Genomic DNA, 25,078 nt, shown 5'->3' with positions numbered 1-25,078 from the left:
ATGAAAAAGATTGTAACTTTATTTTCAGCAACTCTTTTGATGAGTTTTATAGCAACTTCTTGTTCTACAAGCGCAAGTACTGCTAAAATTAAACCTAAAGCGGAAGTTTCAATTTCAAATCAAAATTGGTATTTGATCAACGATAACAACGTAGTAAAAGGTTTGTACGATAAAGACGTAATGTTGGTTATTGACGAAGCGAATTCGACTGTAAGTGGTTTTGCGGGTTGCAACAATTTCAATGCTTCTTTTACAAAAGTTAGCGGCGTAACCAGCTTCGTTAATTTCTCTGAAACTAAAATGGCTTGTCCTAATTTGCAAGAAGAAAAAGCATTTTTATCGATGTTGAAAAGTGTAAATCGTTACGAAGTTTCTGGAAAAGAATTACATCTTTACAAAGGAAATATCTTATTATTGACATTTAAAACTTTGTAAGTTTTAATCAATTATAAAATCAAAAAGCGCTCTAAGAGCGCTTTTTTGTGGTTTATATTATTTTATTTTAAACTTCTTTATTTTCTTCAACTGCTTGTTGAGCTGTAGGAGAAATTGCTTCATCACTTTGCTTGAAACCAATTTTAGTAATCGGAATTTCTTTTGATGATAAATAAAACTCTAAATCAGCATTTAATTCAATCAGACGATGCGGAAAATCTTGTCCAACATTTTGTTTGGCTTCTGTTAAGAAAATTGCACAATGTTTTAGATAATCAGGCGTTAATTTCGATTTTGCTTCTTGAAATGCCGAAAACAATACCTTTTCTGTCATCACAATATTTTTCGTTTCATCTTTTCTGTATAATGCATATAAACGTTTTTTAAGCGATTGTGTAAAATCAATCATCATTGTATTTGAGAAAATTTTCATTTCAGCCGCATAAGGCGTCCAGAAATCTTTGTTCAACGCATTTTGATTTTTCAAAATTGATAATAACGGAGAATCTTGCGCCAAATTCGTAGTCATGTGATGTAGAAGTAATTGTTTGCGCTCGTCAAAAGTTGGAGGAAAAATCGGAATATGTAAATCAAAACGACCAGGTGCAACGATTTCATCATTCAAATTTGCTAAAGATTCAACAGCTCCAACAATCAAAAGTTCTTTCGTATCATTTTTCTGAATATGTCTAAGAACGGAATAAAACAAATCGACCATTTCGGGATAAATGGTATTTACAGAAGTAGAATGTAATATTTCGTCGAACGAATCAATAAACAATAATGTTTTAGGTTGATTCATCTTTTTTGAAAGAAAATCGGAGAATTTATTCTTTTTGTTATCAAAATTCCCAACTAAATAATCATTGAAAATATGTACAAATTCGTAACCAATCATATCCGCTATTTTCTTTGCCCAATATATTTTCCCACTACCTGGAGGTCCATACAAAATCAAGCCAGCAGGTTTTGAGATTCCCCAACTTTCTCCTTGATCTTTGCTGATAAATGGATCTAACATATCAGTCATATAAAAATACAAATCAGTATAACCAACTAAACTTTTACCAGAAAAATCTTCGCATTGCGGAAATGCTTTTTCTATAAACGGATATTTTCCCCCAATGTAAGAATGAATCAAATAACTTGACACTCCCGTTTTCATCTGCTTTGCAACCTCGGCAGGAATTCCATTTGTCACAAAAAAATGAAGTACTTCTTCTTCTTTCGCTCCAATTGTTTTAGCGATTTCTTCTATTGTTTTTTCTTTGGAATAATCTTCGGCATATCTTTTTAAGAAATCTTTATTCTCTTCCGAAAATGTTATAAATTGTTGTGTTACATTAAAATTTTCGTCAATACAAAAACTCAAATCAATATTAAAATCATTGATAAAATTCTGTAAACTTCCTAAAGATATTTCGAGTTGATTAGATAAATCTTTTAATTTCATTCTGTTGGCTTGTTCTAATTTCTATTAAAAATAAAGATTAATTCGTGAACTAAACCATTTTAAGTTCTAAACTTCTGTTAAAGGAGCAAGCGCATCTATAGATGCGCTTGCTCCTTTTAATTGTATATTTTAAAATTATTTACAATTTAGATGAATTAAGATAATCTTCCATTTCTTCTTTATTTGCTTCATCAGATTCGTCTTTTAGAACACGATGAGCCACTTTACCTACAGTTAAACCTTGAATAACGATTGAAAATAAAACAACGATGTATGTAATCTCTAATAACAAATCTTTCCATTCCGAATTTGGCATCGAAAGAACTAATGCAATTGAAACTCCTCCACGAATTCCTCCCCAAACCAAGACAATAAGTGAACCTTTAGAAAAAGTGTTTTTTCTTAAAATAGTACGAGCTGGAATAACAATTGATAATGTTCGAGATAATAGGACTATAAAAATTGTGGCAATTCCTAATAGAATTTGATCCATTAAATCTTCTATTAACAACAATTCGAAACCTATAAAAAGGAATAAAATGGCGTTCATTATTTCATCAATAAGCTCCCAAAATTTGTTTAAATAATCTTGAGTTGTTTTACTCATTGCGAATTTCTTTCCATAATTTCCGATTATTAAACCTGCGATAACCATAGCTAAAGGACTAGAAATATGAAGTTCTTTTGCAATCAAAAATCCTCCCATTACAATCGACAATGTAATTAAAGCTGAAACTTTATAATCATCAATTTTTTTCATGGATCTAGAAGCTGTAAATCCTAATAAAAGTCCTAATAGAATTCCGCCTCCGGCTTCCATTAAAAATAATTTTGAAACACTTGAAAAATCAGCATCAAAGCTTGGATTAGTTGCTATTTGTAAAACTACTGCGAACATTACAACGGCCACACCATCATTAAACAGTGACTCTCCTGTAATTTTTGTCTCAATAATTTTAGGAACTTTTGCTTGTTTCAAAATTCCTAATACAACGATTGGATCAGTTGGTGAAATTAATGTTCCGAACAATAAACAATAGATATACGGAATTTGAATACCAAAATATGGCGCAATGTAATATAAAATTACTGATATAATAAATGCTGATAATACTACTGATATTGTAGCATAAGTAGCAATTGTCCATCTCAAGTTTTTCAAATCGAGAATATTAACGTGCATTGCGCCTGCAAAAAGCAGAAAATTAAGCATTGCGCCCATCAATATTTCATTGAAGTCTAAACTATTAAAGAGTTGAAACATGTCTTTTGTAGCATCAGGAAAATAGCTATCTCCCAATAAACGGATAGCGATAGATACTAACATGGCGATAATCATAATTCCAATTGTTCCAGGTAATTTTAGGAATCGAAGGTTTGCATAAGAAAATAATGCAGCAAGAACAATTAGAACCGAAAAAGAATAATATAGTTCCATTGGTATTGATTGATTAAAATTTGGAAAAAGTTACAAAAAAAGAGCCACTATAAAGTGGCTCTTTCTATATTAATTTGATTTTTTTATCAAAATTAGTTTTTTGGAGCTTGCCCAATTAAATCCATAAACTGATCTAACTTAGGTAAGATAATAATTTGTGTACGACGGTTTTTAGATTTTCCTTCCGCAGTAGCATTTGTAGTTAATGGATTAAATTCTCCACGTCCACCAGCTGTTAAACGTTTACCATCAACACCGTATTGGTTTTGTAATGCTTGCACAACAGAAGATGCACGTAAAGCAGATAAATCCCAGTTGTTACGGATGTTTGGTTTAGAAATTGGCACATTATCTGTGTTACCTTCAATCAATACATCGTAATCTTTATAGTCGTTGATGATTTTCGCAATTTTACTTAAAGTTTCTCCTGCAGCAGGCGAAATTTCGTAGCTACCAGATTTGTACAACATGTTATCAGCTAACGAAATGTAAACAACACCTTTTAATACTTTAACATCAACATCTTTTGCTTCGTTGCTAGATAAAGAACGCGTTAAGTTGTTTGTTAAAACCATATTCAAACTATCCGATTTGCTTTTCGCATCAATCAAATGTTTGATGTATTTGTTAGACTGATTGATTTCGTTCACTAATTCAGAAACATTTTTAGAACCACCATTAATACAATTTTTCAATTGTTCTTGTAATTGTTTAATTTGATTTCTTTCACTCTGAACTGTGTTTTCGTACTGACCTTGGTTAGATTCAAAATTAGCTAATTTAGCTTTCGCTACAGCCAATTCTGTTTGACATCCTTGGTTCTCAGAATAAGCAGAATTGAATTTATTTTGTAATTCATCATACTTCTTCTGACTCACACAACTAAATAAAGTTGAAGCAGCGATAACCGCTACTGGCAAAATTGAAACTTTCATAATTATTTTTTTATTTCAGTTATACGAATATATGTTATTATTTTTTATTGCGAGTATATATTCTGCAAAAACCATGCTGTAAAAATATAAAACTCCTACAATCATTTGATTGTAGGAGTTTTAACGTTAATATTTTATTTCTATTGTGTTAATCCTGAGGAATATATAAAACCTGACCTGGATAAATCTTATCTTCGTGTTTTAACATTGGTTTGTTTGCTTCGAAAATTTTTGGATACTGCATTGGATCTCCATAAACTTCTTTTGCAATTTTAGATAAAGAATCTCCACTTTTTACAGTATACATTGTCTTAGATAAATCTGGAATCTCAATTTTCAAAGGTGTTTTCAATGTTAATTGATCTTCTACTCCTTCCACTCCATCAATGTTACCTGCTGTTGCTAAAATTTTTTGTTTCTCGTTGATGTCCAACGCTTGTCCAGCTACTACAATTTTATTTCCATCAGTAGAAAAAGTTACTCCTGACAAATCAAATCCTTGTTTTGCAACTTGTTCTTGTACTTTAGCTGCTTTTTCTTCTGGTGTTTCTGCACCTCCGAAGACTTTTTCTCCGGCATTTTTGATAAACGAAAATAATCCCATAACGAGTTGATTTTAATAATATTTATTTGTTGATATTTAGTAAATATATAATTTCTCTAACAATTATCGTGCAATTGATGAATATTTCTTTTTTAAATTTTCCGTAATCGAGCGTTGTTGTTGAATTTGACTTGTTAATTGATTAATTTTTGCATCCAAACCTTTATCATTCTCTTCGGCAATTTGTATTTTTCCGCTCAATGTTACTACTTGATCTTCTATCGATCGCAAAGAATTTTCTGTTTTTATCTTTTTCTTCATCAAACCATCAGTTACTTTATCATTCGATTCTCTTTCCAATTGATTCACCACCAAATCTAACTTATCGCCCAAAGCTTGCTTTTTACTTTCTAATTTCAATAAGGTGTTATTATCTTTTAGATATGATTTGATCGAGTTTCCTTTTTTCAATTGTGCATCAGCGTTTTCTTTTGTCAATCGAATCATATTTTCGTTCGCTAACCTCAACTCATTTCGTACACAACCTTGCTTCGTTTTTGTTGCTAAATCTTGCAATTGAGCATAAATTTTATCAAACTCTGCCGAATTACTATTAAATGTCATTCCATTTTGATCCGTTAATGTATTAATCACAGTCGTTTTTCCATTTTCTTCATCAACCAAACTAATCACAGATTTATACACATCTTGCGAATTTTTGAACTTGATATTACTCGCTTCATGTCTTTTCAAAAAAGCAGAAGAACCTTCTTTGTTCGTTACCCAATTTTCCCACGATTTCACAATCAAATTCTGCGCACAATTATCCGTAGAAAAAGCAAAAGATTTCAGTTCTTGTCCGTTCATTTCGTACTCAACTTCAAACAATCCTTCATCAGATTGTGCATTAACATAAGCTGATGTTAACAAAGTTGTAATGGCTAAAAGTAATAGTTTCATCAAGTTGATAGTTTAAATTTATGTTCACAATTATTTATCCAATTTACAAAATATCGGAGTTTAAGAAAAGATGTTGTACAGATTTTTTATAATGGTTAATTTTAACCAGAAATTAATCAAACCGCATGCAAACAAAAATTTTATTAATTTACACAGGAGGAACAATTGGAATGGCGAAAGATTATGGTGACCAATCCTTGAAACCTTTCAATTTTGATAATTTGTTGAAACAAATTCCGGAATTGGGTCTGTTAGATTGTTCTTTCGATTATCATAGTTTCGATACGCCTATAGATTCGTCTGATATGAAACCTAAATATTGGATAGAAATTGCCGAAACCATTCAACAAAACTACGAAAACTATGATGGTTTTGTTGTTTTGCACGGAACAGATACAATGGCGTATACAGCTTCTGCAATGAGTTTTATGATTGATAACCTCGAGAAACCTGTCATTTTCACTGGTTCACAATTACCAATTGGAGATTTGCGCACAGATGCGAAAGAAAACTTAATTACTTCGATTCAATTGGCTTCGTTACGTAAAAATGACAAACCAATTATCAAGGAAGTTTGTGTGTATTTTGAATATAAATTGTTTCGTGCGAATAGAACAACTAAGATTAATGCAGAAAACTTTGATGCTTTCGAGTCGCCGAATTATCCAGTAATTGGAGTTTCCGGTGTTCATCTGGAAGTGAAAGAAGATTTATTGTTAAAAAATGTTGTTACGGATAAACTTTCGATCAACAAAAATCTAAATGCTGATGTTGGTGTTTTGAAGATTTTCCCTGGAATGAATCGTTCTTTTATCGAAAGTGTTTTAAACGCTCCGAACATGAAAGCTTTTATTATTGAGGCTTTCGGAACAGGAAATATTTTTACCGATAGTTGGTTTATTGAATTGCTGGAAGAAGTAACGAATAAAGGAGTTCATCTTATCATCAACACGCAATGTGCTGGCGGAATGGTAGAACTTGGACGTTATGCTACAAGTGATGCGTTACTAAATATGGGCGCAATTTCGAGTTATGATTTGACAATGGAAGCTGCAATTACCAAAGCCATTTATTTATTAGGTCAAAACCTTTCGAAAGAAGAATTCAAAACGCAATACGAAGCAAACTTGAAAGGTGAACTTCGCCATCATTTTTACAATGATTAAATCAAAATAATATAAAACGAAAAAAATCTCTACTTGGTAGAGATTTTTTTATGTTCTAAATTTTATTTCTTCCCCGACATTGAAGCGCCATCAGATTCTCTTAATTTGAAAAAGATGTAAGTTGATAAAATTGTCATCACGCCCATCGTCAAAAATGAATAACGAAAAGCTTGTACTTCCACTCCATTTACAAATCCTGCTTGTCTAAAAACACCTAAAATTAATGCAGCTACAGAAATTCCAAATGTTAGTGATAATTGTTGTGTAACCGATAATAAACTATTCCCTTCGCTGGATGTATTTTCGTCCAAATCGGCTAAAGACAAGGTATTCATCGCCGTAAATTGAATTGAACTAAAAAATCCATTCAAAACCATTAACGGAATGATATAATAAATTGGTGATTTCGATTCTAAAAAGAAAAACATACAAATGATTAATCCTAAAGTTATTGTATTGGAAATCAACGTATTTCGATAACCAAATTTATTCACAATTGGCACAACAAACGATTTTGCAATAATGTTACTTGTTGCAGATGGAATCATAATTAATCCCGCTACAGTAGCCGAATATCCATAACCAACTTGCAATAAAAGCGGAATAAGAAAAGGTATTCCTCCAATTCCTAATCGTGTAATAAGATTTCCTATAATACCAATTCGCAAAGTTCTAATGTTAAACAAATTCAAATCGATTAAAGGATGTTGTTTATGTTTTGCATGATAAATATACAAACCAATCAAAAAGGCAGAAACTACAGTCAATGCCAATACAGTTTGCAGGCCAATCACACGAGAAGATGTCAATTCCATAATCAATGTTAAGACAGTAACTCCTCCACTAAAAAGAATCAAACCTCTGATATCAAATTTAAAAACTGGATGTTTAAAATCGGGGATCGCAAAAGTTGTCATCCAAAGTGCAATAATTCCGAATGGAATATTCACGATGAAAATCCAATGCCACGATAACGTTTCAACCAAAATACCTCCAATTGTTGGTCCTAAAAGTGGTCCTATTAACCCTGGTATAGTTATAAAATTAATTACTTTTAATAATTCACTTTTTGGATAAGCATATAAAATTGCTAAACGTACAACAGGAACCATCATCGATCCTCCAATCGCTTGTATAACGCGTGAAATGACTAAAAAAGGTAAAGTTGTGGCAAATGCACAAAGTGTGGATCCAAGTGTAAAAATCAATATCGCTGATTGAAAAACTTTTTTCGTTCCATATTTATCCGAAAGCCAACCACTCAAAGGAATTAACAAAGCGATTGTTAATGTATACGCAACGATAATCGACTGAATTTCCAAAGGAGATTTTCCTAATTCTTTTGCGATTGTAGGCAATGATGTATTTAAAATTGTAGCGTCCAAAGCTTGCATAAAAATTGCCATCGCACCAAGCCATGGCAAAAACTTCAACATTTTTGGACTTAAAATATGATCTGAATTCATTGAAATTCCTACAGCAAATTCTATTCCTATTTTAACATTTCGGAAAATCATTGAAAAAGATTAAATTTGAACTATGTTTCTCAACGCGCATACACATCATTTAGTTCATCAAACAGATGTTTTGGAATTGTATAATCAGTTTCCAAATGAGTTGAATAATGAAGCAAAATTGTTTTCGATTGGGATTCATCCAGCTTACATCAATACCTCATCAATAGAGGAAGAAATCGAAATTATCAATCAAACTATTTCGAATAAAAACTGTTTGGCGATTGGTGAAATTGGATTGGATAAATTGTGCGAAACAGATTTTGAATTACAAATCAATGTTTTTGAAAAACAATTAGAAATTGCAACCCAACATCAACTTCCAGTCATTATACATTCGGTTCGCGCTTATCAAGAAATTTTACACATTCGAAAACAAATGAAATTGACGATTCCGTTTATTTTTCATGGTTTCAATAAGAATGAACAATTGCTTAATCAAATTATTGCGCAAAATTGTTTTGTATCTTTTGGTAAAAATCTTCTATCAAACAAAAACTTACAAATTATATTTGCAAATCTTTCTGCGAATCAATTCTTTTTGGAAAATGATGCAAGCGAAATTTCTATTGAAGAAATTTATACTTTTGCAGCAGATTTGAGAAAAATTACAATCGAGGAATTACAACTTCAACAAGCAGAAAATTGGAAAACAGTTTTTGGTTACGAAGTTCAATCATAATAAAATACATTTCAATGGCAGTTTGGCAAGAAAGAGCTGAATTATTATTCAAAGAAGAAGGTTTAGAAATCCTAAAAAATTCGAACATTTTAGTTGTTGGTTTAGGTGGAGTTGGCTCTTTTGCCGCAGAATTTATCGCACGCGCAGGAGTTGGAAAAATGACTATTGTTGATGGTGATACTGTTGACATTACAAATATTAACCGACAATTGCCCGCTTTGCATTCGACAGTTGGACAACACAAAGTAGACATCGTTGGCGATCGTTTAATGGACATTAATCCTGAATTAGAATTAACGCGTATCAACGAATTTTTGAGTCCAGAACGTACACACGAAATCGTCACACCAGATTTTGATTATGTGTTAGATTGCATCGATTCTGTTACACCAAAAATTAATTTGATTTTAGCTGCAAAACGCAAAAAAATTAAAGTAATCAGCAATATGGGCGCTGGTGGAAAATATTTGGCAAGCAAAGTACAAGTACGTGATATTAGCAAAACAGATGTTTGTCCGTTGGCAAAAAATGTTAGAAAACGATTAAAAAAAGAAGGAATTAATAAAGGTGTAAAAGCTGTTTTTTCGACAGAAGTTCCTGATGAATCTTCGGTTAAATTAACGGACGGAAAAAATTATAAAAAATCGTTTTACGGAACTAATTCGTGGATGCCTGGTTTATTCGGATTGCACGCGGCAGAAACGGTGATTCGACATTTATTAAAAAAAGATAAATAATTAAGTACTTTCTTAAAGATTTAATTAATTTAGTTGCGAATTAACAAAGAGACGAAAAAGATGAAAATCAATTACGATTATATCACATACGAGGATGTTTTGAGAGCGCGTCAATTTATGTACGAGCAAGCGTTGGAACAGAATGCGACTAATTCGTTGTTGAACACTGCGAGAGATTTATTTGGAAACAGCAATTTCGAGATGTGTATCAAAATTTGTGAAGGTTTATTGGATGCAAAAGACCCAAAACAATTGTACGATGCAAAGAAATTAATTGCGTTATCCTATTATAGTTTACAAGATTTTGAGAATGCGGATAATGCATTTTTCGATATCGCTCAAAACTCTGATAATTCGGACGATTGGTTTAACGTTGTGATTTCTGCAGCTTTAAATAAAAATATCGAACGTAGTAAAGAATCTTTTGGAATTGCATTAGAAAAATACACGAAATTTGGTCACCAACGTAATATGCCTTCAGTACAATTGATGTTACATTACATGATTACGTTAGAAAATGTAAAAGAATACGTTTTGGCTTTGGAACAATGTAGAATGTTGGTACAAGTTTATGCTAAATTGAAAAAAACAGACGAAAAATTCTTAAGTTCTCGTGGTTTAGAACAAATCGAAAACTTTTTGGAAACTGCAAAACCAGTTTTGAAAAAAGCGAAAAAGAAAGAATTAACTGAAATCAAAAAAGAATTGGTTGAAGCCTTAGATGCAAACGGTGTAGAAAAAGTAGAAGCTTTTTTTGCTGAGTTTTAAGCCAACTATTTTTACAAGAAATAAAAAAATCCACTTCTGTTGAAGTGGATTTTTTGTTTTAATGTTTACTGAAATGTGTTCAGGATGACTCAACTAGTTTGTCAAACTGAATTTATTTCAGCTTCGCATTAAATTTAGACATCACAAAAAACTTTGAAAGACAAAAAAGCTATTTTCTTAATCTATATTTAATCAAATATTTCTTCGTGATTATTTCAAAATAAATAATCTTTTTATAGATTTATCATCACTAAGAATTAACACATGAGTCACGGAAAACTAAGAGAAGATCATAATTGCCAAAATTGTGGACATTACGTAGAAGAACATTATTGCACACATTGCGGACAAGAAAATGTAGAAACACGACAACCGTTTCACTTTTTATTTACACACTTTATCGAAGATTTTGTTCATTACGATGGAAGTTTTTGGCAAACGATCAAAAAACTATTTTTAAAACCTGGGGTATTAACCAAAGAATATTTGAGTGGTAAACGAAATAGTTCTGTTAATCCTGTAAAAATGTACATTTTTGTCAGTTTTGTAACGTTTTTTATTATTTCTATTTTTCCTTCTCATAAAACTGAATATAATGATAGTTCCAATGAACCTATATCAATAGAAAATACTGAAAAAATTCAAAAAGCACTTAATGCTACAATAGACACTTTACAGAACAAAGGATTAACAACTATCGAGCAAGGTGCAAAAATAAAATCTGAATTTGAAAAGAATAAAAACATAAATTCTTTAGAAGAAGTAAATGATGAATCTATTAAAAACTTGCAATCTGAAGTAAAAAATAACGTTCCAATATTATCTCCCTTTATTGAAAAATACCAAGAGTTAAGAAAAAGAAAGGTTTCTGATGAACAATTAGGAGAAGCTATTGTTGAGAAATCTTTGCATGTCATTCCGAAAGTTTTGTTTGTATACATGCCTTTGTTTGCTTTCTTCTTATGGATTTTTTACAACAAAAAGAAATGGTGGTATTTTGATCACGGAATTTTTACACTGCATTATTTTACGGTAATTCTTTTATCTATTTTAGTTTATTTTCTTTTGAATAAACTTTCAGATTATATTGATAGTAATGCTGTATCAGCCATAATAGCTTTAATTAATACATTGATTGTTTTATATCTTATTGTTTACTTTTTCCTTGCGTTGAAAAAACTCTATAACCAAGGATTTATCATTACAACAATTAAAGGTGCTATACTTTTAGGAATTAATACGTTTATTTTCTCAATAATCGTTATTGGAATTATTTTGTATTCATTTCTTCATGCTTGACAAAGATTCCTCGATCCATCGGAATGACAAATTCAAAAAAATAACATAAAAAAAGCCTCGCATTTGCGAGGCTTTCTAACTTCTAATATCTAGATTCTAATTTCTATTTATTACGGTATTCGTTCCAAGTTTTGATTTTTAAATCATCCATTGTTAAGGTTGTAAATGCATTGATGAAAGCCGAAGCTAAACGTGCATTTGTAACCAACGGAATATTGAAATCTACTGCTGTACGACGAATTTGATAATCGTTGTCTAATTCCGCTTTTGTTAAGTTTTTCGGAATGTTGATCACCATATCAATTTTCTTATCATGTAAATAAGACATTACATTTGGCTCTTTTTTATCAGAAGGCCAGTAAACAAGTGTAGAATACACATCATTTTCTGTAAAGAATTTGTGCGTTCCTTCTGTTGCATAAATTTTGTAACCTTTTGCGATTAATTGTTTCGCTGGCTCTAACAAAGCAACTTTAGAAGCAATTGGTCCACCAGAAATTAAAACTGTTTTCTCAGGAATTTCATACCCAACAGATAGCATTGATTTTAATAAAGCTTCTTCCGCTGTATCACCGATACATCCAACTTCTCCTGTCGAAGACATGTCTACTGATAAAACTGGATCTGCTCCTGCTAAACGTGTAAATGAGAACTGAGAAGCTTTCACTCCAACATAATCTAAATCGTAAACGATTTCTGAATGTCCCTTTTCTACTTCTAATCCTAATAAAACTTTTGTTGCTTTTTCGATCATGTTATTTCCAGCAACTTTCGATACGAATGGGAACGAACGAGAAGCACGAATATTAGTTTCGATCACACGAACTGTATTATTTTTTGACAAGAACTGAATGTTCATTGGTCCAGAAATTTCGAAACGTTTTGCAATTTTCGCTGCAACTTTACGCATTTGACGAATTGTTTCGATGTACACTTTTTGTGGTGGATAATACATTGTTGCATCTCCTGAGTGAACTCCCGCAAATTCTACGTGTTCAGAAACTGCGTAATCTACAATTTCTCCGTTTTGACAAACTGCATCCAACTCAATTTCTTTTGCGCCTTGTACGAATTCTGAAACAACAACTGGATAATCAGGAGAAACTTCTTTCGCTAATTTCAAGAAAGCATCTAACTCATGTGTATTCGAAACTACATTCATCGCAGCTCCAGATAAGACATAAGAAGGACGAATCAATACTGGGAAATTAACTTCTTCCACAAATTTGTGAATCGCTTCTAAAGAAGAAAGCTCTTTCCAACGTGGTTGATCGATTCCTAATTCATCTAATATTTCTGAGAATTTGTGACGATTTTCTGCATCATCAATTCTTAAAGGAGAAGTTCCTAAAATATTTATTGATTGATCGTACAATTTCATCGCTAAATTATTCGGAATTTGACCTCCTGTCGAAATAATTGTTCCTTCAGGTTGTTCAAAATCTAAAATATCCATTACACGTTCAAAAGACAATTCTTCGAAGTATAAACGATCTGACTCATCATAATCTGTCGAAACCGTTTCTGGATTATAGTTAATGATAATTGTTTTGTAACCATTTTTTGATGCTGTATGCGCTGCATTTACAGAACACCAGTCAAACTCTACAGACGAACCAATACGATAAACTCCAGATCCTAAAATACAAACTGCTTTCTCAGTTTCTGGCTCCAAATCATTTTCAGTTCCGTGATAGGTTACATATAAATAATTTGTTTGTGCAGGGAATTCTGCTGCTAACGTATCAATTTGTTTTACAACAGGTTTAATTCCGAAGTTTTTACGTAATTCACGAACTGTTAATTCGTTTCTGTGTATGTTTTGATCTCCTTTTACTAAAACTGCAATTTGTTGATCCGAGAATCCTAATAATTTTGCACGTTTTACTAAATCTGCTTCAACTTGTTCAAATCTTTCTAACGCTTCAAATTCTTTTGATACATTAAAAATTCTTTCTAAACGTTGTAAAAACCATAAATCGATTTTTGTTAAATCGTGAATTTTTTCAATCGAATATCCCGCTTTGAAAGCTTCAGTAATCGCATATAAACGCTCGTCATTTGGCTCAGCTAACCACGTATCCAAAGATTCACCTTCTGGAATTTTGAATCCATTTGCTACGAAACCTCTATGTCCGATGTCTAACATACGAACTCCTTTCTGAATTGCTTCCTCGAAAGAACGTCCAACTGCCATTACTTCTCCAACAGATTTCATTGCAGAACCAATGTTACGACGAACTCCGTAGAATTTATTTAAATCCCAACGAGGCAATTTCACCACACAATAATCTAACGCTGGCTCGAACATCGCAGATGTCGTTTGCGTTACACTATTTTTCAACTCATCTAAAGAATAACCTAATGCCAATTTAGCAGCCACGAAAGCTAAAGGATAACCTGTTGCTTTTGACGCCAAAGCTGACGAACGAGATAAACGAGCGTTCACCTCAATTACACGATATTCCTCAGAAACTGTGTCGAAAGCATACTGAATGTTACATTCTCCAACTACACCAAGATGGCGAATTGTGCGAATGGCAACTTCACGTAATTTATGATATTCTGAATTTGATAAAGTTTGAGAAGGTGCAATAACGATTGACTCTCCAGTATGAACTCCAATCGGATCGAAGTTCTCCATGTTACAAACTGTGATACAGTTATCGTAAGAATCACGAACTACTTCGTACTCAATTTCTTTCCATCCTTTTAATGACTCTTCCACTAAAACTTGAGAAGAATAATTGAATGCTTTTTCAACTAAATCTAATAATTCTTCTTCGTTATTTGCGAAACCAGAACCTAAACCTCCTAAAGCGTACGCCGCACGAATGATTAATGGGAAACCGATGCGTTTACCAGCTGCCATTGCGTCTTCTACAGTTTCTACTGCTTCTGAACGAGCAGTTAAAACACCAATTTGGTCTAATTTTTCGATGAAAATATCACGATCTTCCGTTGCTTCAATTACTGGAATTTGAGTTCCTAAAACCTCAACACCATATTTCTCGAATATATTTTCTTTATTTAATTCAACCGCACAGTTTAAAGCTGTTTGTCCTCCAAAGGCAACTAAAACTCCGTCTGGTTTTTCTTTTTTAATGACTTCTTCCACAAAGTAAGGCGTTACAGGTAAGAAGTAAACTTCGTCTGCAATTCCTTCAGAAGTTTGAACAGTTGCAATATTTGGATTAATTAAAACTGTTTTAATTCCTTCTTCTTTTAACGCTTTTAACGCTTGCGAACCAGAATAATCAAACTCACCAGCTTGACCAATTTTTAATGCTCCTGATCCTAATACTAATACTTTTTTAATATCTTTTTTTAACATCGTGATTCTGATTATGCGTTAGCGTTTTTATATTTTTTTACTTCTTCGATGAATTCATCAAATAAATATTCTGTATCAACTGGTCCTCCCATTGCTTCTGGGTGGAATTGAACTGTAAAGATTGGTTTTGATTCGTGACGAATTCCTTCACACGTTCCATCATTTAAGTTCGTAAAGAATGTTTTAAATCCTTCTGGTAATTTAGAATCATCTACTGCGAAACCGTGGTTTTGAGATGTAATAAAACATCTTTTTGTTCCAACTAATTGTACAGGTTGATTATGTGAACGGTGTCCGTATTTTAATTTGAAAGTAGATGCTCCAGCAGCTAAACTAACCAATTGATTTCCTAAACAAATTCCGAAAATTGGTTTATCTCCTTTCAAAGATTCTTTGATATTATTAATTGTAGGAATACATAAAGCTGGATCACCAGGTCCGTTTGAGATGAATAATCCATCGTATTCTAATGTAGAGTAATCGTAATCCCATGGCACACGAATTACTTCAACTCCTCGATTAGTGAAACAACGGATAATGTTGTTTTTTACTCCACAATCAATCAAAACAATTTTGACATCAGCACCTTCGTTGTAACGAATCACTTCTTTACAAGAAACTTGATCTACTAAATTATCTTCGTTCGGATCGTAATATGCGACATCTGTATCAGCTACAATTTTTCCTAAAGTAGAACCTTGCTCACGTAATTTTTTTGTAATCATACGTGTATCTACGCCATAAATACCAGGAATGTTTTGACTTTCTAACCAAGCTCCTAATTTTTGAATAGCGTTCCAATGCGAATAATCATCAGCATAATAAGAAACAACCAATCCAGTTACTTGAATTTGGTTCGATTCCATCCAAGCTTCAATTTCATTAATCATTGCTTTATCATCTGGAACACCATAGTTTCCGATCATTGGAGCTGTCATCACCATAATCTGCCCTTTGTAAGAAGGGTCAGTCAAACTTTCATTATATCCAACCAAAGCTGTGTTGAATACTACTTCTCCTGCGGCAGAAGTATACGCACCGAAAGATTTTCCTTCGATTTCTAATCCGTCTTGGAATACTAATTTTACTGTCTTATCCATTGATGATAATGTTAATTTCAGTTTCTAAAGCTGATATGAATTTATCTATGTATTGTTTTGTTACTGTTAAAGGTGGCAATAAACGAATAACGTTTGTACCAGCGTAGCCTACAAAAATATTGTGTTTTGTAACTAAGTTGTTTTTTAATTCGCCGATTGGGAAATCAAACTCGATACCAATCATTGATCCTCGACCACGAACTTCTTTAATTTTTGGAAATTTATTTAATTGGATTCCAATATATTCTCCAATTTCTTTTGCATTTTCGATTAAGTTTTCTTGCTCAATCACATCTAAAACCGCGACTGCAGCAGCACAAGCTAAATGATTTCCTCCGAAAGTTGTTCCTAATAATCCATAAGAAGCTTTAAATTCTGGAGAGATTAAAACTCCACCGATTGGAAATCCGTTCCCCATTCCTTTTGCCATCGTAATCAAATCTGCTTTGATACATGAATGTTGATGCGCAAAGAATTTCCCAGATCGTCCATAACCACATTGAATTTCATCTGCAATTAAAACCACTCCATTTTCTGTACAAACTTTTCTTAATTCTTGTACAAACTCGTCAGAAGGTAAAATGATTCCTCCAACTCCTTGAATTGGTTCGTAAATTACCGCTGCAACATCTCCTCCAGCAATTACTTCTTTCACTTCATCAATGTTATATTCTACGAAAGATACTTTGTGATGAGAATTAAATGGAGCTACAATTTTTGGATTATCTGTTAGCGCAACTGTTCCTGAAGTTCGTCCATGAAACGCATCTTTGAACGCAATTACACGGTCTTTTCCTGTGTGAAAAGAGGCTAGTTTTACTGCATTTTCATTAGCTTCTGCTCCAGAGTTAATCAAGAATAAAGTATAATCTTCGTAACCTGATGCTTTACCTAATTTTTCTGCCAATTCTTGTTGAATCGGAATATTTACTGAGTTTGAATAAAACCCGATATTATTAATTTGTTCTCTTAATTTCTCAACATAATATGGATGCGAGTGACCGATAGAAATCACTGCGTGACCTCCATAAAGGTCCAAATATTCTTTTCCGTTTTCGTCCCAAAGAATACAATCTTTAGCTTTAACCGGAGTTACATTCATTAATGGATATACGTCAAATAGTTTCATTTTCTTTTAAGTTTTACGTTTAACGGTTTACGCTAAACGATTATTAATTGTTTTAATAAAAGCTAATAACATCGCTTTTACTTTTTCAACTTTATATTCAAGTTCTTTAAATATTTCTCCTGTTATCAATTTCAAATCTTTTGATAGAATCAATAAATAAAGCGTTTCATTTGTAGAACCTAAAGAGATATGAAGGAATCGTAAAAAATCTTTATCCGAATTTCTACCACAACCTTCTGCTATATTATTCGGGATAGATACACAAGCTCTTCTTAATTGAGAGGTTAGATTAAACATCTCATATTGAGGATATTCAGAAGTTATTTCATAAACTTTCAAAGCAAGTTGATGAGATTCATTCCAAACTTTTATGTTCCTAAAATCTTGCATATCGTTTACCGTTAAGCTTTCAGCCTTAAGCCTTCTAAAACGCCACAGTTTTAAGATTAAGTCCTAAGTTTTCTTCCCAACCGAACATCAAGTTCATGTTTTCTACGGCTTGTCCAGAAGCTCCTTTTGTTAGATTATCGATGATAGAAGTGATTAACAATACATCGTCTTGTTTCTGGATATGTAAAAAACATTTGTTGGTATTTACGACTTGTTTCAATGCAATTGGTGCGTCAGAAACATGTGTAAAAGGTTCGTTTTTGTAATATTCGTTGAAGATATTTTTTGCTTCTTCTTCTGATAAATCAGATTTTAAATAAACACCTGCTAAAATTCCGCGCGCAAAATCTCCTCGCATTGGTAAGAAATATACTTTGTTATTGAAATCTTTTTCTAATTGATTCAATGTTTGGTAAATTTCTCCTTCGTGTTGATGCGTAAATTCTTTGTAGAAAGAAACGTTATTGTTTCGCCAACTAAAGTGCGTAGAAGCTGATAAACTTTGTCCAGCACCTGTAGAACCCGTTACAGCATTGATATGAATATCATTTTTGATTTCATTTTTCGCTGCCAATGGTAACAATGCTAATTGAATAGCTGTTGCAAAACAACCTGGATTTGCAATATTTTGAGCTGTTTTGATTGCTTCGCGATCTAATTCTGGTAAACCGTAAACAAACGTTCTATCTTCGAAAATGTGGTTCTCATTTAATCGAAAATCGTTGCTCAAATCAATAATTTTTGTGTTGGCTGAGTATTTATTATTCTTTAAAAACTCTGCCGATTTTCCGTGACCAAGGCATAAAAAAACGACATCAGCATTTTCGTCTATTTTATCCGAAAATACGATGTCAGTTTCTCCAAACAAATCGTCGTGCACTTTGGTAACGGGGTTGCCTGCATTTGATGTACTGTACACAGACGAAATATTAACCATCGGGTGATGTATCAATATTCTTAGCAGTTCGCCTGCTGTGTAGCCAGCACCTCCTACAATGCTTACGTTAATTTTGTTTGTCATTTGTTATGTTTTGCGCGTGTTTTTTTAAGGTATAATACCTCTACTATATTTCTAAAATAAAGTGGACTCGTTGGAATCCACTTTAAAGAATCAATTAATCGAAACTATGAACAATCTTTAATTGATTACCAAATATTTTGATGAAACCTCTTGCATCTCTACTATCCCAAGCTTCGTTTTCTTCTCCATAAGTAGCGACTTTAGATTGCATCATATCATAAGGCGATTCGATTCCAATCATTGAGAAATGATAAGGATTTAATTGTACTTTCACTTTTCCTGTTACATGATTTTGAGAAGATTCTAAGAATGCTTCGATATCACGCATTACTGGATCCAAGTATTGTGCTTCGTGCAATAAAGTTCCGTACCAGTTTGATAACGAATCTTTGTGCAACAATTGCCATCTTGTAAGTGTATGTTTTTCTAATAAGTGGTGTGCTTTGATTAATAAATAAGCTGCTGGCGCTTCGAAACCTACACGTCCTTTGATACCTAAAATTGTATCTCCTACGTGGATGTCGCGACCAATTGCATATTCACCACCGATTTCGTTTAATTTTTGAATTAATGCAACTGGAGATAATTTTTCTCCATCTAAACCTACTGGAATACCTTTTTCAAATTCAATTTCGATAACAGATGGTTCTGTTCTTGATAATTGTGTTGGATAAGCTTCTTCTGGCAACGCTTGGTTAGATGTTAATGTTTCTACTCCACCAACAGATGTTCCCCAAATTCCTCTGTTAATAGAGTATTTAGCTTTTTCCCAACTATAGTTTACACCATTTGCTTGTAAATATTCTACCTCTTGTTGACGAGATAATTTTTCGTCGCGAATTGGTGTGATGATTTTAGATTGTGGTGAGATAACTGCAAAAGCAACATCAAAACGAATTTGATCATTTCCTGCTCCTGTAGATCCATGTACAATGTATTCTGCATCTACATCTTTTGCATACTGAGCAATTGCAATTGACTGAAACATACGTTCTGCACTTACTGATAATGGGTAAGTGTTATTTTTCAAGATGTTTCCGTAGATTAAGTAGCGAACACAATCGTTGTAATATTTGTCTGTAATATCAATTGTAACGTGTTTAGAAGATCCTAATTCGTAGGCACGTTCTTCGATATCTTTTAACTCTTCTGCCGAAAATCCACCAGTATTTACAATTACTGTATGCACTTCCATTCCTTGATCTTTTGTTAAGTTAACCAAACAGTACGATGTATCTAAACCTCCACTGTAAGCTAAAACTGCTTTGTTGCTCATTGTTTGTTTATTTGTTTATATTGGGAATAATTCTTCTTAATTCATTGGTAACCTCTTCTCGGCTACTCTCTTCTTTCATTACGATTAATACCGTATCGTCTCCAGCAATTGTTCCAATTATTGTATTGAAATGTGTGTTGTCAATCTCAAAAGCAATTCTGTTTGCATAACCTGGTTTTGTTTTGATAACTCCCAAATTTTTAGAGAAAATCAAACTTGCATTTTCGTTATGTGTAACGGTTGCCGTTGGAACATCACTTTCTGTAAGGCGATAGATGTATTGTCCCGAACTATTAGGAACTTTTGAAACTTTCAATTCGCGCAAATCTCTCGATAAAGTGGCTTGAGTAACTGTGATATCTAAATCGATTAATTTTTTTAATAATTCGTCTTGATTACTTATTTCTTGATCTGTTATTAAATCTTTTATAATCTGGAATCTGTATTTTTTATTACTCATTTTGAATATTTATTCGGAATTTCATGCAAATATACTCATTTTAGACAAAAAAAAACCTTAGTTCGTATATTTATTCATCTTCTTTTTTTGATTGATTTTCTAATGCGCGCTTAGCGTACTCGTCATCAAGGTTATCATAAACCAATCCTGTACAAATACAACGCTCGCGATCATTTTCAATCAAGATGTGATAGTTTTTACAACTTTTACATCCATTCCAAAATTCATCAGATTGTGTTAATTCCGAAAATGTTACTGGCTTGTATCCTAATTTTGTGTTCATACGCATTACAGCTAAAGAAGTTGTAATACTAAAGATTTTTGATTTCGGGAATTTTGTACGTGACAATTCAAAAACAGCGTGTTTTATTTCGCGTCCAATTCCTGAACTCCTTAAATCTGTACGAACAATTAAACCTGAGTTTACGACGAATTTTTCTTCTTCGTACGTTTCTATGTAGCTAAACCCTGCTATTTGATCATCATCATCAAAAGCAATCACAGCATTTCCATTACGCATTTTGCGTTCAAGATAAACTGGATTTCGTTTAGCAATACCCGTTTTTCTCATACGAGCTGATTCTTCGTACCATTCGCACAACAATTCTGTGTACTTGGCATCATCTGCATTTGCTATTCTAACATACATAATTTAAGGGAAAGTCGATTAATAAAGAGGAATTGAGAAAAGATGACCTTTTGTCATCACACTTAAGTAAAATATGAGAAGCAAAAGGTGCGCTTTCATTGCGAAAGCTACTCTCATAATTGAGAAGAACAATTTCAGTAATTTCTTCCATTAATCAACAAGATATTCAGTTATTATACTGAGATGCAAAGTTAAATATTATATTTTTGTATCACCAAAAAAAAGCAAACAAAATTTACATATTTATTAAAATGTTGAAAATTATTAAAATAGGAGGCGGAATTATCGATAACGAGCAAGACTTAGAGCAATTCCTACAAACGTTTTCCGAAATTAAAGAACCAAAAATTTTGGTTCATGGTGGAGGAAAAGGTGCTTCGAAGATGTTAAATCAATTGGGAATCGAGCCTAAAATGATCGAAGGTCGTCGCATCACAGACAAACCAACATTGGATGTTGTGACAGGATTATATGCCGGAAATTTGAACAAATCTATCGTTTCTAAATTGCAAGAATTTGGATGCAATGCATTAGGTTTATCGGGTGCAGATGGTAATGCAATCAAAGGTTCTAAGCGTCCTGTAAAAACTATTGATTATGGTTTTGTTGGAGATTTGAATGATAAAAGCGTCAACAAAGAATTATTTCAATTATTAATTGACAACAATATTACGCCTGTTGTTTGTGCGATTACACATGATGGAAATGGACAATTGTTGAATACTAATGCAGATACTATTGCCTCTACAATTGCGGTTGCTATGTCACAAGAAAATGAAGTAGAATTAAATTTCTGTTTTGATAGAATTGGCGTACTTCGTGATGTAAATGATGACACAACATTGATTCCAAAAATTAACGAAACTTTATATTTGCAGTTAAAAGAAGAAGGTGTAATTTTCGAAGGAATGATTCCAAAATTAGACAATTCATTCAAAGTAATCAATGCGGGTGTAAAAAATGTATGTTTGGTGCACGCGCGCAACATTAACTCAGAGATTAAAACAATTTTATGTTAGAATTAACTGTTCTCAAAAAGAAAGCTGTCGATTTGTTGTGTCAATTAATCGAAACTCAATCTTTTTCGAGCGAAGAAGATAAAACGGCCGATATTATTTTCAAGTTTTTAACTGATCATGGTGCTACGGCTCATCGTCAGAATAACAATGTTTGGAGTATTCATCCAAATTTTGATGAGAACAAAAAAACAATTTTATTAAACTCTCATCACGACACGGTAAAATTTGGTTCTTCTTGGACGTATGATCCATTGAAAGCAACGATAGAAGGCGATAAATTAGTAGGTTTGGGAAGTAACGATGCAGGAGCTTCTGCTGTAAGTTTATTGGCTACTTATATCAATTTCTTGAATGATGATTTACCATTTAATCTGATTGTCGCAATCACAGCTGAAGAAGAAAGTTCAGGACAATTGAATGTTGCAAGTATTTTACCAAATCTACCAAAAATCGATTTGGGAATTATAGGAGAACCTACACAAATGGACATGGCAATTGCAGAACGCGGTTTGGTTGTAATGGATGTTATTGTAAAAGGAAAAACTGGACATGCTGCAAGAAATGAAGGTGTAAATGCTATATACGAAGCAATTGATGTGATGAATTGGTTCAAAACGTATCAATTCGAAAGAGTTTCTGATATGTTAGGACCAGTAAAAATGACGGTTACACAAATTGAAGCAGGAAAGCAACACAATGTTGTGCCAGATGAATGTCGTTTGGTTGTAGATTGTCGCGTGAACGAATTATATTCAAATCAAGAAGTCGTTGATATTATTTCGAGTTGTTTGCCAAAAGCAGAAGTTAAAGCACGTTCGTTGCGTTTAAATTCTTCACGTATTTCAGAAAATCATCCAATTGTACAAAAAGGAATAGAATTAGGTTGTACAACATATGGTTCGCCAACGATGTCAGATCAAGCAATGATGAATTTCGAAACCGTAAAAATGGGACCTGGAGATTCTGCTCGTTCTCACACACCAGACGAATATATTTATTTATCCGAAATAGAACACGGAATTGAACGATATACAAGCTTATTGAAAGGTTTTACGTTTTAAATTAATAATAAACTCTTATAATCAAAAAAGCATCTTCAATTGAATGAAGATGCTTTTTATTTTATCAAATATGATAATTAAAACCTGCGGGGATTTTATTAGAAATATAAATCTGTTCTAAAATTTAAACACAAAAAAAAAGAGGCTAATTAATTTTAGCCTCTTTTTTTATATATGAAATTAAGTCTTACTCAATTTGCATTTTAACTGGAATATTGAAATTCAACTTCGCAGCACGACCATCTTCTGTTTGAGCAGGTTTGATCGTTTTCCCTCTTTTTTGTTGACGTTGTGTAATACGCTCTAAAGCTTTTTTAGCTTCAGGACCTAACTTAGCATCACCCATTGGAGAAATTCCAACGATTCTACCTTCCGTATCAATTTGGAAAGAAAGTTTAGCAGCTACTACACCAGATAAACCTTGACCAGCAGCGTCATTCGCAAAATCTTGCAACTCGTCTTGTAAATCTTGTGATAACTTTTTAGATAAACAGTCTGTTGCAGCTTGTTTACCTTTTGCAGCATCTTTCTCACAACCAGGATATACTGCCATTACAGCCGCTGTACGAGCAGTTACTGTAGATGGAGCAGCAGGCTCTGTACCTTTTCCTGGATTAGGAGTCGCTGGTGTATCTTTTGGTGCTTCTTTTTTAGTATTTACTTCATTAGCACCACCAGTTTGTGTTGTTGATTTTGGACCTTCTCTATCTACTAAACCTAAATCTTTGTCCGCCATTTCTTTTACTTCGACAATAGGCTCTTCTTTTTTAGGCTGAGCTTTAGGTTCTGGCATAACCACTCTAACCTGAGCTGTTTCTTCTTGATATCTTTGTTCTGGCTCTGGCTTTGGTGGTTCTGGTTCAACTACTTCTTCCTCTTTTGGAGGTTCAGGAATATTCAAATCCTCAAGCTGAACGTCTACGACTACATCTTCTGTCTTCTTGCTATCAAACATTCCTGTTGCAGAAGCAATAAGTGCAAAAGCTAAAATCGCAATTACTATAAATCCACGAATGAAAGCTTTCAATAACGTACTCTTCTCAGTCATTCTCATGTCATAAGCACCGTACGCTTTATTTCTACCTTCAAATACTATCTCGTCTAAGGATTTTAGTTTGTTGTTATTTTCTGACATTTTAATTCTTTTAAATTTAACAATTAAACTAATTATTTACCTACTTTTTCGTCGAACACTTTTTGTTCAAAAGGTGCAACAGGTACGATTCCGTAACGAGTAGACTTTGTAATTTCCATTTCATCCAAGATAGTTACTAAATTATCATACGTAGCATCATCCATAGGTTTGATAATTACAGTAAACTTATCCTTATCTGCTCTACCTTGTGCTGCTGTAATAACATCACGAATTTTAGAGTAGTCAGTTTCATTTAAAGTTCCTCCGTTTAATCCTGCCTGATCTTGTTGATGCCAAAATAACTTATTATCCTTTCCAATTAAAATTGATATAGAATTATTCAATTTAATTTCTGGTTTATCAGTTGGATCTAATTTGTCAATTTTTGGTGGCATATTCAAGTTCATTACATTTGGTTTGATCGATGTCGCCGCAAACATAAAGAAAGTAATTAATAAGAAACCTAAATCAACCAAAGGAGCCATATCGACTTTCGTCGAATTCTTTTTGGAACGGACTTTCTTTCCGCCACCGTCATCGTGACTTTCTATTTGTGCCATTTTCTAATTTCTT

At 32.9% G+C, this 25,078-nt stretch carries 24 protein-coding genes; 8 read left to right on the top strand and 16 right to left on the bottom strand.

Annotated elements, in window-relative coordinates; genetic code table 11:
• On the top strand, positions 1-435 hold the full coding sequence (locus B3J26_RS14225; protein ID WP_280051793.1) for an META domain-containing protein: 435 nt from the start codon (positions 1-3) through the stop codon (positions 433-435).
• Positions 436-502: 67 nt separating this feature from the next.
• On the opposite strand, the gene B3J26_RS14220 is transcribed toward B3J26_RS14225, so the two are convergent.
• The 5 genes from B3J26_RS14220 to B3J26_RS14200 form a co-directional block, all read right to left on the bottom strand.
• Complete coding sequence (locus B3J26_RS14220; RefSeq protein ID WP_291074901.1) at positions 503-1,888, bottom strand: AAA family ATPase; 1,386 nt, start codon at positions 1,886-1,888, stop codon at positions 503-505.
• A gap of 139 nt (positions 1,889-2,027) precedes the next feature.
• Positions 2,028-3,326 carry a cation:proton antiporter gene (locus B3J26_RS14215; protein WP_291074899.1) on the bottom strand — a complete coding sequence of 433 codons (1,299 nt, stop codon included), beginning with the start codon at positions 3,324-3,326 and terminating at the stop codon, positions 2,028-2,030.
• A 92-nt stretch (positions 3,327-3,418) separates the two neighbouring features.
• On the bottom strand, positions 3,419-4,261 hold the full coding sequence (locus B3J26_RS14210) for an OmpA/MotB family protein (RefSeq protein WP_038336837.1): 843 nt from the start codon (positions 4,259-4,261) through the stop codon (positions 3,419-3,421).
• Between the two features lie 148 nt (positions 4,262-4,409).
• Positions 4,410-4,865, bottom strand: a complete 456-nt coding sequence (gene lysM / locus B3J26_RS14205; protein WP_291074898.1) for a peptidoglycan-binding protein LysM — start codon at positions 4,863-4,865, stop codon at positions 4,410-4,412.
• 63 nt (positions 4,866-4,928) lie between these two features.
• On the bottom strand, positions 4,929-5,765 hold the full coding sequence (locus B3J26_RS14200; RefSeq protein WP_291074897.1) for a hypothetical protein: 837 nt from the start codon (positions 5,763-5,765) through the stop codon (positions 4,929-4,931).
• 125 nt (positions 5,766-5,890) lie between these two features.
• Here B3J26_RS14200 and B3J26_RS14195 point away from each other — a divergent pair, with 125 nt between their 5' ends.
• Positions 5,891-6,931, top strand: coding sequence for an asparaginase (locus tag B3J26_RS14195; RefSeq protein WP_180905964.1), 1,041 nt, complete (start codon positions 5,891-5,893; stop codon positions 6,929-6,931).
• Between the two features lie 62 nt (positions 6,932-6,993).
• Here B3J26_RS14195 and mdtD read toward each other — a convergent pair whose 3' ends face one another.
• Positions 6,994-8,397, bottom strand: a complete 1,404-nt coding sequence (gene mdtD / locus B3J26_RS14190; protein WP_038336841.1) for a multidrug transporter subunit MdtD — start codon at positions 8,395-8,397, stop codon at positions 6,994-6,996.
• Positions 8,398-8,470: 73 nt separating this feature from the next.
• Here mdtD and B3J26_RS14185 point away from each other — a divergent pair, with 73 nt between their 5' ends.
• From B3J26_RS14185 to B3J26_RS14170, 4 genes are all read left to right on the top strand, one after another.
• Positions 8,471-9,127, top strand: a complete 657-nt coding sequence (locus tag B3J26_RS14185) for a TatD family hydrolase (protein WP_291074895.1) — start codon at positions 8,471-8,473, stop codon at positions 9,125-9,127.
• 14 nt (positions 9,128-9,141) lie between these two features.
• A complete protein-coding gene (locus B3J26_RS14180; RefSeq protein ID WP_291074893.1) occupies positions 9,142-9,864 on the top strand; it encodes a tRNA threonylcarbamoyladenosine dehydratase in 723 nt (240 codons plus the stop codon).
• A gap of 60 nt (positions 9,865-9,924) precedes the next feature.
• On the top strand, positions 9,925-10,632 hold the full coding sequence (locus tag B3J26_RS14175) for a hypothetical protein (protein ID WP_291074891.1): 708 nt from the start codon (positions 9,925-9,927) through the stop codon (positions 10,630-10,632).
• A gap of 264 nt (positions 10,633-10,896) precedes the next feature.
• Complete coding sequence (locus B3J26_RS14170) at positions 10,897-11,931, top strand: DUF3667 domain-containing protein (protein WP_291074889.1); 1,035 nt, start codon at positions 10,897-10,899, stop codon at positions 11,929-11,931.
• Between the two features lie 103 nt (positions 11,932-12,034).
• On the opposite strand, the gene carB is transcribed toward B3J26_RS14170, so the two are convergent.
• From carB to B3J26_RS14130, 8 genes are all read right to left on the bottom strand, one after another.
• Entirely contained in the window at positions 12,035-15,265 is a 3,231-nt protein-coding gene (carB, locus tag B3J26_RS14165) for a carbamoyl-phosphate synthase (glutamine-hydrolyzing) large subunit (protein WP_291074887.1), read from the bottom strand.
• A gap of 11 nt (positions 15,266-15,276) precedes the next feature.
• On the bottom strand, positions 15,277-16,365 hold the full coding sequence (carA, locus tag B3J26_RS14160; RefSeq protein ID WP_291074885.1) for a glutamine-hydrolyzing carbamoyl-phosphate synthase small subunit: 1,089 nt from the start codon (positions 16,363-16,365) through the stop codon (positions 15,277-15,279).
• Positions 16,358-17,494, bottom strand: coding sequence for an aspartate aminotransferase family protein (locus tag B3J26_RS14155; protein WP_291074883.1), 1,137 nt, complete (start codon positions 17,492-17,494; stop codon positions 16,358-16,360). The genes carA and B3J26_RS14155 overlap by 8 nt, the downstream gene beginning before the upstream one ends.
• A gap of 27 nt (positions 17,495-17,521) precedes the next feature.
• Positions 17,522-17,884 (bottom strand): four helix bundle protein, encoded by a 363-nt coding sequence (locus tag B3J26_RS14150; RefSeq protein WP_114999097.1) that lies wholly within the window; start codon positions 17,882-17,884, stop codon positions 17,522-17,524.
• 34 nt (positions 17,885-17,918) lie between these two features.
• Positions 17,919-18,905, bottom strand: coding sequence for an N-acetyl-gamma-glutamyl-phosphate reductase (gene argC / locus B3J26_RS14145; protein WP_280051626.1), 987 nt, complete (start codon positions 18,903-18,905; stop codon positions 17,919-17,921).
• 94 nt (positions 18,906-18,999) lie between these two features.
• On the bottom strand, positions 19,000-20,181 hold the full coding sequence (argG, locus tag B3J26_RS14140; RefSeq protein WP_291074881.1) for an argininosuccinate synthase: 1,182 nt from the start codon (positions 20,179-20,181) through the stop codon (positions 19,000-19,002).
• Positions 20,182-20,188: 7 nt separating this feature from the next.
• Positions 20,189-20,641 carry an arginine repressor gene (locus B3J26_RS14135; protein ID WP_291074879.1) on the bottom strand — a complete coding sequence of 151 codons (453 nt, stop codon included), beginning with the start codon at positions 20,639-20,641 and terminating at the stop codon, positions 20,189-20,191.
• A gap of 70 nt (positions 20,642-20,711) precedes the next feature.
• A complete protein-coding gene (locus B3J26_RS14130; RefSeq protein WP_291074877.1) occupies positions 20,712-21,290 on the bottom strand; it encodes a GNAT family N-acetyltransferase in 579 nt (192 codons plus the stop codon).
• Positions 21,291-21,541: 251 nt separating this feature from the next.
• Between B3J26_RS14130 and argB the strand changes: the two genes are divergently transcribed.
• Together argB and B3J26_RS14120 are read left to right on the top strand one after the other, a co-directional pair.
• Positions 21,542-22,309 (top strand): acetylglutamate kinase, encoded by a 768-nt coding sequence (argB, locus tag B3J26_RS14125; RefSeq protein WP_219034928.1) that lies wholly within the window; start codon positions 21,542-21,544, stop codon positions 22,307-22,309.
• On the top strand, positions 22,303-23,370 hold the full coding sequence (locus tag B3J26_RS14120; RefSeq protein WP_280051628.1) for a M20 family metallo-hydrolase: 1,068 nt from the start codon (positions 22,303-22,305) through the stop codon (positions 23,368-23,370). The genes argB and B3J26_RS14120 overlap by 7 nt, the downstream gene beginning before the upstream one ends.
• A gap of 187 nt (positions 23,371-23,557) precedes the next feature.
• Here B3J26_RS14120 and B3J26_RS14115 read toward each other — a convergent pair whose 3' ends face one another.
• Positions 23,558-24,505: a hypothetical protein gene (locus B3J26_RS14115; protein WP_291074875.1), complete on the bottom strand. Its 948-nt coding sequence runs from the start codon at positions 24,503-24,505 to the stop codon at positions 23,558-23,560.
• 32 nt (positions 24,506-24,537) lie between these two features.
• Complete coding sequence (locus tag B3J26_RS14110) at positions 24,538-25,065, bottom strand: ExbD/TolR family protein (RefSeq protein WP_038336863.1); 528 nt, start codon at positions 25,063-25,065, stop codon at positions 24,538-24,540.
• Positions 25,066-25,078: the final 13 nt, after the last annotated feature.

It is taken from the genome of Empedobacter sp. UBA5987, assembly GCF_002429865.1.
Classification (GTDB): domain Bacteria; phylum Bacteroidota; class Bacteroidia; order Flavobacteriales; family Weeksellaceae; genus Empedobacter; species Empedobacter falsenii_B.
The sequence above is the reverse complement of the archived record's forward strand: the minus strand, read 5'-3'. Positions and strand labels throughout refer to the sequence as shown.

Bases quoted from the DNA above. Each gene is read 5' to 3' on its own strand.
- B3J26_RS14225 (WP_280051793.1), top strand. From the start codon at position 1: ATGAAAAAGATTGTAACTTTATTTTCAGCAACTCTTTTGATGAGTTTT.
- B3J26_RS14220 (WP_291074901.1), bottom strand. From the start codon at position 1,888: ATGAAATTAAAAGATTTATCTAATCAACTCGAAATATCTTTAGGAAGT.
- B3J26_RS14215 (WP_291074899.1), bottom strand. From the start codon at position 3,326: ATGGAACTATATTATTCTTTTTCGGTTCTAATTGTTCTTGCTGCATTA.
- B3J26_RS14210 (WP_038336837.1), bottom strand. From the start codon at position 4,261: ATGAAAGTTTCAATTTTGCCAGTAGCGGTTATCGCTGCTTCAACTTTA.
- lysM (WP_291074898.1), bottom strand. From the start codon at position 4,865: ATGGGATTATTTTCGTTTATCAAAAATGCCGGAGAAAAAGTCTTCGGA.
- B3J26_RS14200 (WP_291074897.1), bottom strand. From the start codon at position 5,765: ATGAAACTATTACTTTTAGCCATTACAACTTTGTTAACATCAGCTTAT.
- B3J26_RS14195 (WP_180905964.1), top strand. From the start codon at position 5,891: ATGCAAACAAAAATTTTATTAATTTACACAGGAGGAACAATTGGAATG.
- mdtD (WP_038336841.1), bottom strand. From the start codon at position 8,397: ATGAATTCAGATCATATTTTAAGTCCAAAAATGTTGAAGTTTTTGCCA.
- B3J26_RS14185 (WP_291074895.1), top strand. From the start codon at position 8,471: ATGTTTCTCAACGCGCATACACATCATTTAGTTCATCAAACAGATGTT.
- B3J26_RS14180 (WP_291074893.1), top strand. From the start codon at position 9,142: ATGGCAGTTTGGCAAGAAAGAGCTGAATTATTATTCAAAGAAGAAGGT.
- B3J26_RS14175 (WP_291074891.1), top strand. From the start codon at position 9,925: ATGAAAATCAATTACGATTATATCACATACGAGGATGTTTTGAGAGCG.
- B3J26_RS14170 (WP_291074889.1), top strand. From the start codon at position 10,897: ATGAGTCACGGAAAACTAAGAGAAGATCATAATTGCCAAAATTGTGGA.
- carB (WP_291074887.1), bottom strand. From the start codon at position 15,265: ATGTTAAAAAAAGATATTAAAAAAGTATTAGTATTAGGATCAGGAGCA.
- carA (WP_291074885.1), bottom strand. From the start codon at position 16,365: ATGGATAAGACAGTAAAATTAGTATTCCAAGACGGATTAGAAATCGAA.
- B3J26_RS14155 (WP_291074883.1), bottom strand. From the start codon at position 17,494: ATGAAACTATTTGACGTATATCCATTAATGAATGTAACTCCGGTTAAA.
- B3J26_RS14150 (WP_114999097.1), bottom strand. From the start codon at position 17,884: ATGCAAGATTTTAGGAACATAAAAGTTTGGAATGAATCTCATCAACTT.
- argC (WP_280051626.1), bottom strand. From the start codon at position 18,905: ATGACAAACAAAATTAACGTAAGCATTGTAGGAGGTGCTGGCTACACA.
- argG (WP_291074881.1), bottom strand. From the start codon at position 20,181: ATGAGCAACAAAGCAGTTTTAGCTTACAGTGGAGGTTTAGATACATCG.
- B3J26_RS14135 (WP_291074879.1), bottom strand. From the start codon at position 20,641: ATGAGTAATAAAAAATACAGATTCCAGATTATAAAAGATTTAATAACA.
- B3J26_RS14130 (WP_291074877.1), bottom strand. From the start codon at position 21,290: ATGTATGTTAGAATAGCAAATGCAGATGATGCCAAGTACACAGAATTG.
- argB (WP_219034928.1), top strand. From the start codon at position 21,542: ATGTTGAAAATTATTAAAATAGGAGGCGGAATTATCGATAACGAGCAA.
- B3J26_RS14120 (WP_280051628.1), top strand. From the start codon at position 22,303: ATGTTAGAATTAACTGTTCTCAAAAAGAAAGCTGTCGATTTGTTGTGT.
- B3J26_RS14115 (WP_291074875.1), bottom strand. From the start codon at position 24,505: ATGTCAGAAAATAACAACAAACTAAAATCCTTAGACGAGATAGTATTT.
- B3J26_RS14110 (WP_038336863.1), bottom strand. From the start codon at position 25,065: ATGGCACAAATAGAAAGTCACGATGACGGTGGCGGAAAGAAAGTCCGT.